A 15293-nucleotide genomic window follows, 5' to 3' on the forward strand; every position below is an offset into this window, starting at 1 on the left:
TCGCCCAATGGCCATCGCTCATCCGGCTTCGCCGGATGAGCGATGGCCATTGGGCTCAGACATCGGCCCATCCCCCACACCGCGCGACGAGCCCCCTCTCCTCGGGCCTACCACCTTGCCAAAAGGGGTGCGAGACGCAGCGGGTTTGATGAAGGGGGGCGAGCTGCAACGGGCGTACTAACAGGGTGCGAGCCGCAACGGGCTTGCCACCAAGCTGCGCGGCGCAGAGACGCGCACGGCGACGAACCCCATCAGCACGCCTGCCTGTCCTGGCCATCCGGCGGCGATTCTAGCCGTCCAACCGGCGACCAGGAAATCCAAGCTTCGACCAGCGCGATGCCACGGAGGCGAAAGGCGGGCCGGAGACCCGCTCCGCAAAAGGCTGGTCTCGAAGCCGGCGAGACCCGCAGGCCCCTCCTCGAGGAACCGGCGATGGCGCCCATCACCTCACCAGCACACCCACAGAAACTCGCACGGTGAGACGCCAAAGCAGCCGAGCGATGACAACAACACGCCACAGCCGCGCCCTGCAGCGCAGGCCACACGAGCGGCGCACGTCGACTGGAGGCAAGAACACAAAGCCAGATCGCGCGCAGAAAGTTACACTACCCACCCAGCGTCGCGCACAGCGGTGCTGCCGGCGGCGTCTGCATCTCACACCGTGCGAACCCTTTGCACGAACCACGGAAACTTCAGGCAAAGCTGCGGACAATTCCGCTCTGACAAACACACGCTCTCTTCACGAGAGATTCGATGTCTGTCATGATGAGCTCATCGCGGCCGTTGAGTCGGCTTCTCTTTTTTCTCTCTTGGGGAGCTCGCGGCTGATCCAGGGCATGCTCGCGCCTCGCGCGCGGGCCGCTCCACGCCTGGCGCAGCTGCGTGCTCTCAACATCACAAGGACGGAGGAGACTCACATGAACCTTGCACCCTGGCAGAAGCTCTCGTCGCAGCGACGTCGGCAGTCCCCGAGCGGGAGCGATGAGCAGCGTCAAGCAAGGGACGAGCGACTCGCGAGCTCGCCGAGCCCGCGCCCGAGCGAGGGCAGCTTCGCAGGCACGCACCTCGCGGCGCGGCTCGCGCTGGCCGGGCTGCTCGCGGCGCTGGGCGCGTGCGTCGCCGGAGAGGCCGGCGACGCCGAGCTCGGCGACGAATCGCTGATGGCCGCCGAGAGCGGCCTCTCGGCCGAGCTGAGCTACCAGCCGCTCTGGGGAGGCCGCTACTGCGCCGCCGTCACCGTGTCCAACGACGGAGCGAGCGCGACAACCTCGTGGAAGGTCGTCACCGACGTGAAGGGCGCGACGGTGACCAGGTCCTGGGGCGCCGTCTTCGCGAGCAGCGGCACGCTCCTGACAGCCACGCCGACCGCGAGCAACGGGCGCATCGCCCCCGGCGCCTCGGTCACATTCAACTTCTGCGCGACGGGCACCACGCGCCCGACCATCGCGTCCGTGACCGGAGGCGAGACGTCGACCGGCAGCGGCGGCTCCGGCGGCGCTGGGGGCTCCGGCGGCGCTGGCGGCAGCGGCGGCTCCGGCGGCGCTGGGGGCTCCGGCGGCTCTGGCGGCTCCGGCGGCAGCGGCGGTGCTGGCGGCGCTGGGGGCTCCGGCGGCTCTGGCGGCGCTGGGGGCTCCGGCGGCTCCGGCGGCGCTGGCGGCAGCGGCGGTGCTGGCGGCAGCGGCGGCGCTGGCGGCAGCGGCGGCTCGGGTGGCGCCAGCGCGCCGAGCGCCCTGCCCGCGGCCCGGGAGGCGTGCCCGACGATCGCCACCGGGACGATGACCTTCCTCGGCCGCGAGGTGCGCGTGTGGGCCGGCGCGCGGTCCGCCACGCCGGCTCCGGTGGTCATCTACTGGCACGCCACGTCCTCCCGCCCGCAAGAGGCGCTGGCCGGCCTCGGACAGGCCGCCATCGACGAGATCACGAGCCGCGGAGGTGTCGTGTTCGCGCCCAACGCGTACGACGGCCACGGCGGCGAGGACGGCACGCGGACCACGGGCAACAACGTGTGGTACGTGGGCGACTTCAACACGGCCGATGAGGCGCTCGCGTGCGCCATCCAGCAGCGCAACATCGACACGCGCCGCGTCCACTCGCTCGGGTTCAGCGCGGGCGGCCTCCAGGCCGCATACATGGCCTATGCGCGCTCCGGCTACGTCGCGAGCGTCGTGACGTACTCGGGCGGCACGACGGCCTTGGGCACGCCGCCGCTCCAGGACGCCACCAACGCGCCCGCCGTCATGGGGGTCCACGGCGCCGAGGGCTCCGACGTCGTCGGCATCGACTTCGCCCGCACCAGCGCGGCGTTCGAGAGTGACATCAAGGCGAAGGGCGGCTTCGCCATCGACTGCGACAGCGGCGGCGGACACCGCATCCCGTCCGGCATCGCCCCCTCCAGCTGGCAGTTCCTGAAGGACCACCCGTACAAGGTCGCGCCGAGGCCCTACGCGTCGGGTATCCCGTCGAGCTTCCCGACCTATTGCAGGATCCCCTGAGCTCCGCCCCGCAGGCCGCAAAAGGTCGCGTCAGAACCCGAGCGACCTGACCGCCTTGCGGATCGTGTCGGCGCTGGCCCGGAGGCCGGCCTCCTCCTCCGGGCTCATCGGGATCGGCAGCTGCGACTCGAGGCCAGACCGGTTCACGATGCACGGCACGCTCAGGCAAACGTCGTCGATCCCGCGATAACCACTCAGCAGGGTGCTGACCGGCAGCACGCGGTTCTCGTCGCGCAGCAGGGCCTCCAGGATCTTGGCGGTCGCGAGGCCGATGGCGTAGTTGGTCGCGCCCTTGCCGGAGATCACCTGGGCAGCGGCGTTCTTCACGCCGTGGAAGATCTCCTCCCTGTCGGCCGCGCCGAGCTTGCCGTGGCCGGGCACGGACCACGCGTCCAGCGGGATGTTCGCGACGCTCGCGCTGCTCCACAGCGGCACCTCGCTGTCCCCGTGCTCGCCGGCGATGTACGCGTGGACGTTCTGCACAGCCACGTTGAGCCGCCTGGCGATCAGGAACCGGAACCGGCTGCTGTCGAGCACCGTGCCGCTGCCGATCACCCGGGCGGGCGGGAGGCCGGTCAGCTTGAGCGTGACATACGTGATCACGTCGACGGGGTTCGTCACGAGCAGGTAGAGCGCGTCGGGCGCGACGGCCTGGAGCCGCGGCAGCAGCTCGCGGCATATCGCGACGTTCGCCGTGGCGAGATCCATCCGGCTCTGCCCGGGCTTCTGCTTCGCGCCGGCGGTGATGACGACCACGTGCGCCCCGCGGCAGACCTCGGCGTCGTCGCTGCCCTCGAGCGTGGCCGCCGGGACGAACTGCAAGCCGTGGTTCAGGTCGAGCACCTCGGCGTCGACCTTGGCCCGGTTCACGTCGAACAGCGCCACCTGCTTCGCCACCCCGCGGAGCAGGCACGCATAGGCGATCGTCGCGCCGACGCTGCCAGCGCCCACGACCGCGACCTTGCCGGGAGATACGGACTGGGGATCAGGCATACGCTCCGGGTATCGCAGCGGCGCGACCGGACCAAGCCAAATCGGGCGCCGGGGCGGCGCTCACGCGTCGACCTCGCCGCTCGCGACGGCCGGCGCCGGGGCGGCGCTCACGCGTCGACCTCGCCGCTCGCGACAGCCGGCGCCGGGGCGGCTGGCGCCGCGGCGAGCGCCGGCAGCACCACGGGGCCCGCAGCGGGATCGCCGGGCGCGGCGGGGCGCAGCTCGACGGCGACGCCCGGCTGCGCCGCGCCGGGGCTGAGCGCGACGCCCTCCTCGCGGCACGCGCGGAAGAACGCCTTCATGAGCTCGGACTCCAGCAGATCGTGGCGCTCGAAGTCGGCGATCCAGAACTTGATGACGTAGCGCAGGAAGAGCGGCGTGACGGCCGCGAGCCAGAGCCGCGGCGGGGGCTCGCGGAGGATGTCCGGCACCGCTGCGCAGGCGCGCTGGGCGGCGCGCTCGACGGCCTCGGGCGCGGCGCCGAGCGAGACGAGCATCTCGATGTTGCGCGCGCACGTCCGGTCCGGCGCGCAGAAGTTCTGCACGCGCGCCTTGGCGATGACCGAGTTCGGCAGGATCACGATGTCCCCGGAGAACGTCCTGAGGCGGGTCGAGCGCCACCCCACATAGACCACCTGCCCCTCGATCCCGTCGACGAGGATCCAGTCGCCCACGCCGAACGACCGCTCCGAGTGCAGGGCGAGCCCGGCGAAGAGGTTGCCCAGGGTGTCCTGGAGCGCGAGGCCGAGGACCACCGTGATGACGGTCGACGTCGCGAGCAGCGGCACGAGGTCGACCCCGGTGACCGCGCCGACGATCGAGAGGCCGGCGACCAGGTAGAGGATCGCGAGCAGGAGGTGCCGTACCAGCGCCGGGATCTGCACCTTCTGGCGCTCGGCGAGCCAGTAGTCGATGACCATGGTCTCGGCGATCTCGATGGCGAGGTACGACGCGAGCGCGAGCTCCATCAGGAGCACGCCCTTGTGGAGCGTGGGCAGCTCGCCCCCGCGCAGGGCGATGAACGTGTGCAGCGAGAGCAGCGCCACGAGCAGGCGCGCCGGCAGCCGCATGCGGCGGATCAAGAGGTCGTCGAGCGACGTCTGCGTGGCGCGCGCGAGGCGCGCGAGCAGGGCGAAGAACAGGCGGTAGGCGACGAACCCGAGCGCGAAGACGGCCAGCGACATGCCCAGCGCGACGGGCAGCGAGGCGGGGGAGCGGACGAGGTCCGCCCAGAGCGCGGAGAGCTGGTCGAGGTTCACGCGGCCGAGTCTGCCACAGGCGGCGGTCGGGGAGGTTTCGCCAAAGGGCGCGCGGGGTCGTAGAATCCCTCGATGAACGACATTCGCGACATCAGCCACGACGAGGCACGCGTGGCGGAGCTGGTCCGCGCAGCGCGGCGCGTGGCCGTGCTCGGCATCAAGACCGAGGCGCAGGCGGATCAGCCCGCCTTCTACGTCCCGAGCTACCTGAAGAGCGCGGGCGTGGAGGTGATCCCGGTCCCTGTCTACTACCCCGACGTCAAGACCATCCTCGGCCAGCAGGTCTACCGCCGCGTCGCGGACGTCCCGGGCCCCGTCGACATCGTCGACGTCTTCCGGCGCAGCCAGGACGTCGCCGCGCACCTCGACGATCTCCTCGCCGCCCGACCGCGCGCCGTCTGGCTGCAGAGCGGCATCCGGAACGACCAGGTGGCCGAGCGGCTGGTCGAGGCCGGCATCCTGGTCGTGCAGGACCGCTGCCTGATGGTCGACCATCGCCGCCACGCCGGGCGGGGCTGAGCCCCCCACCCGGGCACCGCGCTGCGCGCGGGTTCCTGACCTGAAGAGCGCTGGAACGGCGACAACGTGGGGTGGTCACCTCCGTGTGAGCCCGATGCCAGCGACGCAACTGAGCTTCCGGCGTCGTCGATGGAATTGTGATGAACCACAGAGCTTCCGGCGTCGTCGATGGAATTGTGATGAACCACAGAGGCACAGAGGGCACAGAGGAAGAGGAGAGTGAGCTGGATGCCAAGCTGAGAGGGCTTACCCATCAGGTGATCGGAGCCGCCATAGAGGTGCACCGCGTGCTCGGCCCCGGGTTCCTCGAATCGATCTATGAGTAGGCGCTCGGCGTGGAGCTTTCGCTCCGGCGAATTTCGTTCAGGCGGCAGGTGGCGGTCCGGGTGGACTACAAGGGACAAGTCGTTGGCGACGGAAGAGTGGACCTGCTCGTCGCCGACCTCCTGCTCGTCGAGCTCAAGGCTGTGGAGTACCTCGCCCCCATCCACATGGCGCAGCTCCTCTCCTACCTGAAGACCATGAAGCTCCGGCACGGCCTACTCGTCACGTTCAACGTCCCCGCGCTTCGCCTCGGCATCAAGCGCGTCATCAACGACACATAGTCCTTTTCTCTCCCCTCTGTGCCCTCTGTGCCTCTGTGGTTCAAATTTTCTTCCGGTTCGCAGACGCACGCAGGCCACTTCTACTGTTCCGCCATCCCCATGCCATCAAGGAGTGCAGGCGAGCCGGCACGGCGAGCGCCGGCATGAGCGCCGGATGAATGCTCGTCCACAGCCCAGCTACAGCGGCCGGTGCTGCGTCCCCTTGCCGTACGTGATCGCCAGGATCTCCACCGGCTCCCGGATGATCAGCCGGTGCCACGCGCCTTGCGGCACCTTGCACGCCGTCCCGGCGCGCAGCTCGACGACCCGCTCGCTGCCCTGCTCTTCCAGCACGACGTCGCCCGCGCCCGACAGGAGAACCAGGATCTCGTCACCAGCCGGGTGCATCTCCCATTGCTGCATGTCCTTGTCCATGTGGAACGTCGTCACCAGCCAGCCCCCCACGTCCGCGACGCGCCGGATGTCCTCGGCCTGGGAGTCGCCGGACATGAGCTCGGGCCAGAACGTCGGCCTCACCTCGATGGGCAGCGCATCGCCCCCGTCCGCGAGGTGCAGGTAAGTGCTGCGGAGATCGAACCCGGGCTGTCTCGGATTGGCCATCTTGTCCCTCGTCCCTCGCCACGCGGATGAGCTGCTGAGTGCGCTCATGCGGCTGAGTGCGCTCATGCGAGCAGGCCCCCCCTGCCCTGTCAATCCGCGCTTCCCGGCGCGCCCACCATCTCCTCGAGACGCGACCGCCACCGGCGCCGCCGCCCAGCCCGAGGCGCCTGCGAGCGCCAGCGCTCACCGGCCTCTACTGAACAAACGCTCCCACCCCGGCCAGGACGCGCTACACTGCGCGCTCGGCGCCTCGTCCCCTCGCCGGGCGCCGCCCGCACCATGCCTCGCCCCGTGAACAACCCTCCGAACCCGTGGTCGTCGACGCAGGTCGAGTACCTCGAAGAGGCGCCCCCGGCGACGCTGCAGGTCTTCGAGGAGCAGGCCCGCTCCATCGTGACCGCGAACGACAGCCCCGACCTGCCCTTCCGGTTCAGCGTCAACCCGTACCGCGGCTGTATCCACGCCTGCGCCTACTGCTACGCGCGCCCCTCGCACCAGTACCTCGGCTGGGGCGCCGGGACGGACTTCGACCGCAAGATCGTGGTCAAGGCGAACGCGCCGGAGCTGCTCGAGAAGGAGCTCTCCCGCCCGGGCTGGCAGGGCGACACGATCGTGTTCTCCGGCAACGTCGACTGCTACCAGCCGCTCGAGGCGAGCTACGAGCTCACGCGCCGCTGCCTCGAGGTCTGCCTCGCCTTCCGGAACCCCGTCGGGCTCATCACGAAGGGCGCGCTCGTGCGGCGCGACGCCGCCCTGCTCGGCGAGCTCGCGCGGCGCGCCCGCGCCCGCGTCCACTTCAGCATCCCCTTCGCCGACGACGCGGTGGCGCGCAAGATGGAGCCGTACGCGAGCCGCTCGTCGCTGCGCTTCGAGGCGATGCGCGCGCTCTCGGACGCGGGCGTGCCGACCGGGATCTCCCTGTCGCCGATGATCCCCGGCCTGAACGACAGCGACGTCCCGGAGCTGCTCGAGCGCGCGCGGGAAGCCGGCGCGAAGACCGCCTTCATGATGCCGCTGCGCCTGCCGCGCGAGGTGCTCCCGGTCTTCGACGAGCGCCTCGAGGAGGCCTTCCCGGACCGCGCCGGCAAGGTCCGCCGCGGCATCCAGGAGATCCGCGGCGGCAAGATGAACGAGGCCGCGTTCGGCGCGCGCTTCCAGGGCGCAGGCCCGCGCTGGGCGGCGATCCAGCGGCTCTTCGAGGTCCACTGCCAGCGGCTCGGTCTGAACGCCGCGCGCGTCGGCGACGGGGCCGACGAGACAGAAGAGCGCTCGACCTTCCGGCGGCCGAGCCGGCAGGGGACGCTGTTCGACCTCTGAGGTGGCTCTTCCACCAGAAAGGTTGAGTCCACCCCGGCGCAGGCGACCGCGTCCACCGCGCCCGCCGTCGAGCGAGCTCAGGCCGCCTGGAACTCCGAGTAGGGTCGGGCGCCGGAGGGGTGGAAGGCGAGCACGATGCGCTCGGGCGGGATGCCTTCACGGATGAGCTCGCGCGCCATCCCGTGCTCGGTCCCGTCGCGCTGGACCCAGATCTTGCCGTCCACGAGATCGATGTGGACCAGGCAGCCGTGCACGCGGCGAAGCCCGTCACGTCCGAAGACCATGAGGAGGTAATGGTCCGAATCGCGATCGAAGACGGCCTGCGTCTGCATGTCGCCGTGCGCGTAGGGGATGGCGGCGTACTCCGTGAGCACTCTCTCGATTATCTGACGATCGGCGGCTCGGGTGTCCATTGCTGTATGACCTCCGTCTCTGGGTTGAAGACCATCAGCCTGATCCGACGCTTCTCGAGGAGGAGCTGCCCGACAGGCTCCGCGAAGAGATCGAGATAAATGAACTCCGTGACAGCCAGGTACAGGACACGCTCTGGCTCCAGGTTGGCGAGCACGTCGTGGTACAGCACGAACTGTCCGATCGCCTTCTCCAGGTCGTCGATGAGCGAGGGGCCGGCGAAACTCTTGATCTCGACGGCGATCTTTTTCTCGCTCTTCTCCGCCGCGAGGAGCTGCTCGGCGCCGAGATCGACGAACAGATCTCGCTGGCCCCACCTGAGACGCAGGGGGGCGTGCGTGATGGCCCAGCCGTCCTTGACGAGCGCCTTTCGCACCTGGGCATGATGCTGGTCGCGGGCGGGCATGGCGACGCCAGCCTAGCAGGCGCCCCGCCCCGCCCCAAGCGGCGCGGCTGCCGCCCTCGGCGCGGGCTCACGGGTCCAGGCTGGACGCTGCCTCCCGCACGCGAGCGGCCGGCAGGAGCACGCATGTGGCGCGCGACGCGCTTGGGCCGACCGCCGACCGCCGACCGGCGTGCCGCTGGGGTCGCCGTGGCACGCAGGCCGAGGGCCGGCGCGCGAGCGCGTCGAGCGGTACCGGCGGCGGATGGCCCTTGCGACCCGCGCAGGGAATGGGTTACCAGTGGGACCGCAGTGCGTTCTCCGGGGGTCGCACCGGCGCGGCCCGCCCCGCTCGTGCCCTGTCCTGTGCGGGCGGTGCTGCCGTCCGCCCGCTGACGAGACCTCATGACCTCTCCCGCCCAGGATCGCGCCACAGCCCGCCCGGCCGCACGCCGCAAGCTGCTCCTGAACCCGCGGTTCCAGCTGAAGTACACGGGGCTCCTGGTCGCGGTGGTGCTCGGGGTCATGGTGGCGCTCGGACTCGTCATCTGGCAGACCGCGAGCGTCGCGAACGAGCAGGCGCAGTACGCGGCGACCCAGGCCGAGCTCGCGCTCAAGGAAGCGGCGAACAGCGCGAAGATCCTCAAGATGAGCACCGCCGCCCTGGGCGGCGAGGGCTCGGACCTCGACAGCACGCTCGACGAGGAGCTCGCGAAGACCAACCGCGAGCACGAGCGCAACCTGGCGGAGGTCGCGAAGCGGCGCTCCGAGGTCGAGGCGCTGCGCCAGCGCCTCCTCAACATCCTCCTCGGCGGCGGCGCGTTCCTCCTCGTCGTCCTCAGCGTGCTCGGGATCTACATCACCCAGCGCATCGTGGGGCCGGTCCACCAGCTGAAGCGCCTCTGCCGCCAGGTCGGGACGACGCGGCTCACCATCGGGGAAGGGCTGCGCAAGGGCGATGAGCTCGGCGACCTGTTCGACACGTTCGTGCAGATGACCTACTCGCTCAAGGCGCTCCAGACAGGGAGGCTCGCGACGCTCGACGCGGCCATCGAGCGGGCCGAGGCCCAATCGGCCTCGGCCGAGGTGCTCGCGGGGCTGCGCGCGCTCCGGGCGCAGCTCTGCCTCGGCCTCCCCGAGGCCGAGACGGTGCGGCGCCGCGCGCCGAGAGATGGCCAGTCATGAGGCGAATCGCCCGACCGGAGACGACATGAAGGCTCCCGCGCTGGTCGAGCAGGCCGCCGGCTTGCTCCGCGCTCGCTTCGATCTGAACGAGTACAACCCGACCCCGATCGTCGACCTCGGCGCGCTCGTGGCGAACGCCGACGGCACGGTGGACGCCGAGGAGATCGACGCCCTGCGGCAGCTCATCGAGCCGATGCTCGGCACCCAGCTCAACGCCGAGCTCGTCCGCTACCTCATCGAGGCGAGCCTGAAGGTGATCGCCGCGGCGGGCGTCGAGCCCCGGGTGCGCCTGCTCGCGGAGATCCTCATGGACTGCGACGCGGTGGAGGAGGGCATCATCGTCGCCCTGGCCGTGGCCCACGCGAGCGAGGGCGTCTCCGACGCGGAGCGCGCGGTCATCGAGTCGCTTGCCCGCGCGGCAGAGCTCCCCGCGCGCCGGCTCGCTCACCTGAACGACCAGGTACGGGCGGCGTTCGCCGCCTGAAGGCGGGCGTCCTCGCTCGCCGCCTGAACGCGGTCGCCGTCGCTCGCCGCCTGAACGCGGTCGCCGTCGTTCACCGCCTGAACGCGGCCGGGAGCCGCCTCGGCGCGCGTCAGCCCTCTTCCTTCGTCGCGAGCAGCCGCGACAGGCGCTCTGCCTCGACGCGGACGGCGATGACCTTCTCCCTGTCGAACGTCACCGCGCCCGGGGCCGCGCCGCGCGGCTTGCGCACGTGGCGGCGCGGGACGTAGCTCACCTCGCACACCGCCTCGCCCCGCGCGTCGCTGAAGTGCGCCGCCAGGGTCGCCGCGTCCACGAGCACGTCGGCGGGGCAGCTCGCGCCCTTGGGGAGCGGCACCACCACGTGCGACCCCGAGACGCCCTTCGCGTGCAGCCAGAGGTCGTGCGGGCGCGCGTGCTTCGTCGTCAGCGCGTCGTTGTCCGCTGCGCCACGGCCGACGAGGATCGCAGCCCCGGACGCGCTCCGGAACGCGTGAAACGGCCGCCGCGGGGCGGCCCGCCCCGCCCGCGCGCCGCGGGCCCCCGCCGCTCCGGCCTCACCGCCCCCGGCGGCGCCCACCCCCGCGAGCTCCGCGCGCGACACGCCGAGGGCGCGCGCGCGCTGCGCCAGCGGCTCGAGCGCCTCCGCCCGCGCCTCGGCCGCCGCGACGTCCGCCTCGAGCGCGGCGACCGCCGCGAGGGCGCGCTCGGTCTCGGCGAGGCGCGCGCGCATCACCGCCTCGCCGCGCTGGTAGCGCCGCGCCTTCGCGAAGAACGCCTCGGCCTGCGCCTTCGCGGGGCGGGCCGGGTCGAGCGCGACCTCGATGGTGCCGCCCGTCTCCCAGTCGTCGAGGAGCGCCTTCGCGGCGCCCCGCGGCACCCGCCCGCCCTGCGCGAGCAGGAGCTGCCCCGTCTTCTGCAGGCGCGCGACGCTCCCGAGCCGCCCGAGATCGCCGCGCACCGCCTCGGCCCGGCGCTCGAGCGCCGCGCGCCGCGCCCTCACGGCGCGCGCGAGCGCCGCCTTCTCCTGCCCGGCGGCGGCCTCGTCGCTCGCCTCCACCAGCGCCGCGCCGGCGGCGAACGGATCCGCCGGGTAGGCGATCTCTGCCGGCGGCGCGCTCCCCTGAGGCGGCCAGCGGAGGATCAGCCGGCCGGCCGCGTCGAGCAGCCGTGCCTCGCCCCGGCGCCCCGGCGCGAGCTCGAGCCGCGCTCCGGGCGCGAGCTCCAGCCCACCTCCCGCGGCGGGCTCCAGCCCACCTCCCACGGCGGGCTCCGGCCCGCCTCCCGCCGCGAGCTCCAGCCCACCTCCCGCGGCGGGCGCTGGCCGAGCCTCCGGCGCGCGCTCCACCTCGTCCGCGCCTTCCCCCTCGCCATCATTTTCTCCCGGCAGCGGATCTCCCGCGACCACGGCGATCCCGTCACGCCGCACCTCGATGGCCAGCACGCGCCGGCCGACGAGGTGCGCCCGCATGGCGGCGACCAGCGGGTGCGACGCGCCGGCGCGGAGCCGCGGCAGCCGCGGCAGGACCCCTGCGCCGGCCACGCGCGGCCCGAGGCCGGCGCCGAGCACGCGCCGCGCCCCGGCGTACACCGCGAGCGCGACGAGCCCGGTGGCGGGGTTCGCGTGCGCCGCGTCGATCCGCGCGCCCACCCAGCCCGCGAGCGCCTCGGCGAGCGCCCCGCCCTGCCCGCTCCCCTGCTCGTCCTCCATGGCGAACGCCGCGCGTGCCCCTCAGCGGAACTCTTCGAAGATCGGCCCGCAACAGCCAAGGGCGACGTCGCACGCCGGACCGCGGTCCTCGCAGCCGGCCACCTCCACGCCGTTGACGAGGCAGGAGCAGAGAACCCCCGCCATCCCGGGGCGGCATTCGGCAGCGAAGTCGATGCCCTGGCACGAGCCCTTGCATTGGCAGGTCCTGTCGCCGCCGCGGGAGCAATCGAGCGCCCCGCACGCGTCGCCGGACGCGCACCTGTCGTACTGGTCCAGGAGCGGCTTGCACATGGTGGGGGCGACATCGCACACCTTCACGTCGCCGGTCGCGCAATCGAAGAACGGCAGGAGCAGGTCGTTGCACTGGGGCGCCATCCCCAGCAGATCATCGCAGGCGCTGCTACAGCCCTGCGCCACCGGCTCGCACGTCTCCGAGAAGAACTCGCAAAACGCCTCGCACCGCGACCTCAGATCGCCGCCGCCCACCCCGGTGGCCGAGCTCGTCACCACCGAGCTCGTCACCGCCGAGGTGGTCATCCAGCTCGCGCTGCTGCTGGTCACGCCGGAGCTGTTCGCGCTGGCGCTGTTCGCGCTGGTGCTGTTCGCGCTGGCGCTCGTCGCGCCGGCGCCCCCTGATCCGTCGGGCATGCCGTCGACCACGACGTTGCCGCCGCAGGCGCTCCCCCAGGCCAGGGCGGCGAGCGCTGCGATGCGCGTCCCGAGCCGCGTTATCTCCATGCCGCCAGACTACCGCAGGTGCGCGCTCCGGCGCGAGCGCGGCGAGCAGGCAGCGCGACCCCCTCGGGAGCCGCGACATCCCGCTGGATCCGTGCGCCGCTCGCGTCGCGCGCGCACGCCGAACGCCGCGCGCCCCTCAGCGGAGCTCGCTGAAGATCGGCCCGCAACAGCGCTGGGCGAGGTCGCACGCCGGGCCGGCGTCCTGGCAGGAGGCCACCTCTCTGCCGCCGATGAAGCAGGAGCAGAAGACCCCGGTGGGCATCCAGGGGTAGCACTCGACGGCGAAATCCACGTCCTCGCACGAGCCCTTGCAGCGGCAGGTGGCGTCGCGGTCGTCGAAGCACTCGAGCGGGTCGCAGGCCGGGCGGAGCGCGCACGCGTCATACCGGCGCAGGTGCTCCTGGCACCTGTCCGGGAAGGCGTCGCACCGGCTCACCTCGCCGATCGCGCACTCGAAGAACCCCGCGAGCAGGTCGTTGCACTCGGGCGCCTTGCCGAGCTCCTCGTCGCAGGTGCTGCTGCAGCTGCCCGGCCCGATCCCGCAGCCCTCCCGGAAGAGCTCGCAATAGCTCACGCACAGGGACCGGGCGTCGCCGCCGCCCACCCCGGTCGACGAGGTCGTCACCGCCGCGGTGGACGTCCAGCTCCCGGTGGTGCTGGTCACGCCCACGCCGGTGGCGCTGGTCACGTCGCCGCCGACCGCGCCGGTGCTGTTCACGCCGATGGCGCCGGTGCTGGTCGAGCCGGCGCCTCCTGATCCGTCGGGCATCCCGTCGACGACGACGTTGCCGCCACAGGCGCTCCCCCAGGCCAGGGCGGTGAGCGCAGCGATACGCGTCCTGAGCAGCGTCATTCCCATGCCGCGAGACTACCGCAGGTGCGCGCTCCGGCGCGACGGCGGCGCGAGCGGCCGCGCAGCCCCTCGTGCGCCGCGCGGCTTTGCGATACAGAGCCGCCGCGTGCTCCTCGACCTCCTGCTCGCCCCCTTCCTCGCCCAGGCCGACGCCCCGCCCCGGCCCGGGCCCATGGCGGCCTGCCCGCCCGACATGGTGCTCGTCGAGGGCACGCACCACGAAAACGTGCAGCGGATCTGCACGAGCTACCGCGGCGGCCACTGCTTCAGCTTCTTCCCCGGGCTGTTCGCGGCCGAGCCGCGCTTCACGCCGGTGCGCACCTGCATGGATCGCCACGAGTGGCCGAACCGCGCCGGCGCGCTGCCGGTCGTGATGCTCCGCTACGTCGAGGCCGAGCGGGAGTGCGCCGCCGTCGGCAAGCGCCTCTGCACCGAGTTCGAGTGGGAGCTCGCGTGCGAGGGGCCTTCCGCGCTCCCCTTCCCCTACGGCCACGCGCACGATCCGGCCGCCTGCAACGTGAGCAAGCCGTACCGAGGGATCAGCGAGCGGCGCCTCGCGTCCGACGACCCGGCGGTGCGGGACGCCGAGACGCAGCGGCTCTGGCAGGGCGAGCCGTCGGGCTCGTACCCCGCGTGCGTGAGCCCCTACGGCGTCGTCGATCTCGTCGGCAACGTGGAAGAGTGGGTGTCGACCTCGCGACCCGAGTGGCCGCACCCTTCATCGCTGAAGGGCGGCTACTGGTCCAAGCCGTGGGCCGGGTGCCGCGGGACCAACGACTCGCACGGACCGATGTTCCGGTTCTACGAGATCGGGTTTCGCTGCTGCAAGGAGCCGCGGCCGGGGACGTAGCGCCGCGTCACCCAGCGACGAAGCCGCGGTGACGACGCTACTTGGGCGTGATCCAGCTAAATTCAACGATGCTGTCGTTGTAGTCGCTGTCGTCTCCGTTTTCAGCGACGACCACCAGGAGATTGTAGTTGCCGATCACATAAGGACCGCCGGACTTCAGCTGGCTGGACTTGAGCCACTCTGCGTTGATGTCCGTCTGGTACTCGAACTTCGCCCGGAGCTTCGCTCTCGAACTGGCAACGATGTTCGACTGGCCCGTCATGGCGTTGCGCTCACCGGAGCCGGCGAAGACGCTCAACACCTCATCGTCGCGCGTCACGGTCACCTTCTGGGTGTGCCTTGAGTTGGTCGTCACCTTGATGGTCACGGTCACACCGTCCGGAAGCTCATCGATTTCACAGGTGTTGCCGTTCAGTTGAGGCATCTGCTCATGCTCCTTCCATGGATCGCGACCGGCGGCCGGGAGGACGACCGTCGAGGACGGGGACGGTCTCGCGGCGTCAGAGGACGGCTATCAAACCTGCCGCAAGCGTGCAACGACAAACATCTTCCTCTGCTGGAAGCGGTCATGGGCAGACCGATCTGACTCAGCCAGAGCACGGCGCGCCGGTACGGAGGACCAGAGGATGACGAGGCGCTCCCGGGAAGGCGCAGTGCCGAACCGGTGCGATCCGTGGGTTCCGCCGGGATCTCGGGGGCAACACCAGCCCTGGCGTGAGCTGGAGATCGCGTACACGCGCTGGCCGCTGCTGTCAGGCAGTGTTCGCTCACGCTGATCGGCTCTCCCGATCGCGAGGACCTCGGCGGGCTCGCGCTTCTGGCCGACATCGATGCCTCCCGCTCCGACAGCCCTCGCCCAACGATACAGGAAGGCGTTCGCGCATCGCGTCACGACTG

At 71.6% G+C, this 15293-nt stretch carries 15 protein-coding genes and 1 pseudogene; 7 read left to right on the forward strand and 9 right to left on the reverse strand.

The genetic code is table 11. The features are described 5' to 3' along the window. Positions 1–917 precede the first annotated feature (917 nt). Entirely contained in the window at positions 918–2492 is a 1575-nt protein-coding gene (locus tag WME85_RS33140) for a cellulose binding domain-containing protein (RefSeq protein ID WP_437827105.1), read from the forward strand. 30 nt (positions 2493–2522) lie between these two features. On the opposite strand, the gene WME85_RS33145 is transcribed toward WME85_RS33140, so the two are convergent. Both WME85_RS33145 and WME85_RS33150 read right to left on the reverse strand, forming a co-directional pair. Then, on the reverse strand, positions 2523–3485 hold the full coding sequence (locus tag WME85_RS33145) for an L-lactate dehydrogenase (protein WP_437827106.1): 963 nt from the start codon (positions 3483–3485) through the stop codon (positions 2523–2525). Positions 3486–3592: 107 nt separating this feature from the next. Beyond that, complete coding sequence (locus WME85_RS33150; protein ID WP_437827107.1) at positions 3593–4744, reverse strand: mechanosensitive ion channel family protein; 1152 nt, start codon at positions 4742–4744, stop codon at positions 3593–3595. Between the two features lie 72 nt (positions 4745–4816). Here WME85_RS33150 and WME85_RS33155 point away from each other — a divergent pair, with 72 nt between their 5' ends. After that, positions 4817–5263: a CoA-binding protein gene (locus tag WME85_RS33155; protein WP_437827108.1), complete on the forward strand. Its 447-nt coding sequence runs from the start codon at positions 4817–4819 to the stop codon at positions 5261–5263. Positions 5264–5442: 179 nt separating this feature from the next. Continuing rightward, a pseudogene (locus WME85_RS33160) lies at positions 5443–5868 on the forward strand (GxxExxY protein). Between the two features lie 177 nt (positions 5869–6045). On the opposite strand, the gene WME85_RS33165 reads toward WME85_RS33160, so the two are convergent. Beyond that, complete coding sequence (locus WME85_RS33165; protein ID WP_437827109.1) at positions 6046–6468, reverse strand: cupin domain-containing protein; 423 nt, start codon at positions 6466–6468, stop codon at positions 6046–6048. Positions 6469–6747: 279 nt separating this feature from the next. Between WME85_RS33165 and WME85_RS33170 the strand changes: the two genes are divergently transcribed. Beyond that, positions 6748–7785, forward strand: a complete 1038-nt coding sequence (locus WME85_RS33170; protein WP_437827110.1) for a PA0069 family radical SAM protein — start codon at positions 6748–6750, stop codon at positions 7783–7785. Between the two features lie 77 nt (positions 7786–7862). Here WME85_RS33170 and WME85_RS33175 read toward each other — a convergent pair whose 3' ends face one another. After that, a complete protein-coding gene (locus tag WME85_RS33175) occupies positions 7863–8159 on the reverse strand; it encodes a XisI protein (RefSeq protein WP_437827111.1) in 297 nt (98 codons plus the stop codon). A gap of 8 nt (positions 8160–8167) precedes the next feature. After that, positions 8168–8602 carry a XisH family protein gene (locus WME85_RS33180; RefSeq protein ID WP_437827112.1) on the reverse strand — a complete coding sequence of 145 codons (435 nt, stop codon included), beginning with the start codon at positions 8600–8602 and terminating at the stop codon, positions 8168–8170. 381 nt (positions 8603–8983) lie between these two features. On the opposite strand from WME85_RS33180, the gene WME85_RS33185 reads away from it, so the two are divergent. Further along, positions 8984–9763: a HAMP domain-containing protein gene (locus WME85_RS33185; RefSeq protein ID WP_437827113.1), complete on the forward strand. Its 780-nt coding sequence runs from the start codon at positions 8984–8986 to the stop codon at positions 9761–9763. A 25-nt stretch (positions 9764–9788) separates the two neighbouring features. After that, on the forward strand, positions 9789–10247 hold the full coding sequence (locus WME85_RS33190; protein ID WP_437827114.1) for a tellurite resistance TerB family protein: 459 nt from the start codon (positions 9789–9791) through the stop codon (positions 10245–10247). A 109-nt stretch (positions 10248–10356) separates the two neighbouring features. Here the strand turns inward: WME85_RS33190 and WME85_RS33195 are convergent, their stop codons facing one another. The 3 genes from WME85_RS33195 to WME85_RS33205 form a co-directional block, all read right to left on the reverse strand. Then, complete coding sequence (locus WME85_RS33195; RefSeq protein WP_437827115.1) at positions 10357–11955, reverse strand: NFACT RNA binding domain-containing protein; 1599 nt, start codon at positions 11953–11955, stop codon at positions 10357–10359. 21 nt (positions 11956–11976) lie between these two features. Then, on the reverse strand, positions 11977–12693 hold the full coding sequence (locus WME85_RS33200) for a hypothetical protein (protein ID WP_437827116.1): 717 nt from the start codon (positions 12691–12693) through the stop codon (positions 11977–11979). A 136-nt stretch (positions 12694–12829) separates the two neighbouring features. Further along, positions 12830–13552, reverse strand: coding sequence for a hypothetical protein (locus WME85_RS33205; protein ID WP_437827117.1), 723 nt, complete (start codon positions 13550–13552; stop codon positions 12830–12832). Here WME85_RS33205 and WME85_RS33210 point away from each other — a divergent pair. Further along, positions 13551–14396, forward strand: coding sequence for a formylglycine-generating enzyme family protein (locus tag WME85_RS33210; protein ID WP_437827118.1), 846 nt, complete (start codon positions 13551–13553; stop codon positions 14394–14396). The genes WME85_RS33205 and WME85_RS33210 overlap by 2 nt on opposite strands. Before the next feature lie 37 nt (positions 14397–14433). On the opposite strand, the gene WME85_RS33215 is transcribed toward WME85_RS33210, so the two are convergent. Next, positions 14434–14820, reverse strand: coding sequence for a fucose-binding lectin II (locus tag WME85_RS33215; protein ID WP_437827119.1), 387 nt, complete (start codon positions 14818–14820; stop codon positions 14434–14436). Between the last annotated feature and the right edge of the window lie 473 nt (positions 14821–15293).

Source organism: Sorangium sp. So ce1153, assembly GCF_051521595.1.
Taxonomy (GTDB): Bacteria; Myxococcota_A; Polyangia; order Polyangiales; family Polyangiaceae; genus Sorangium.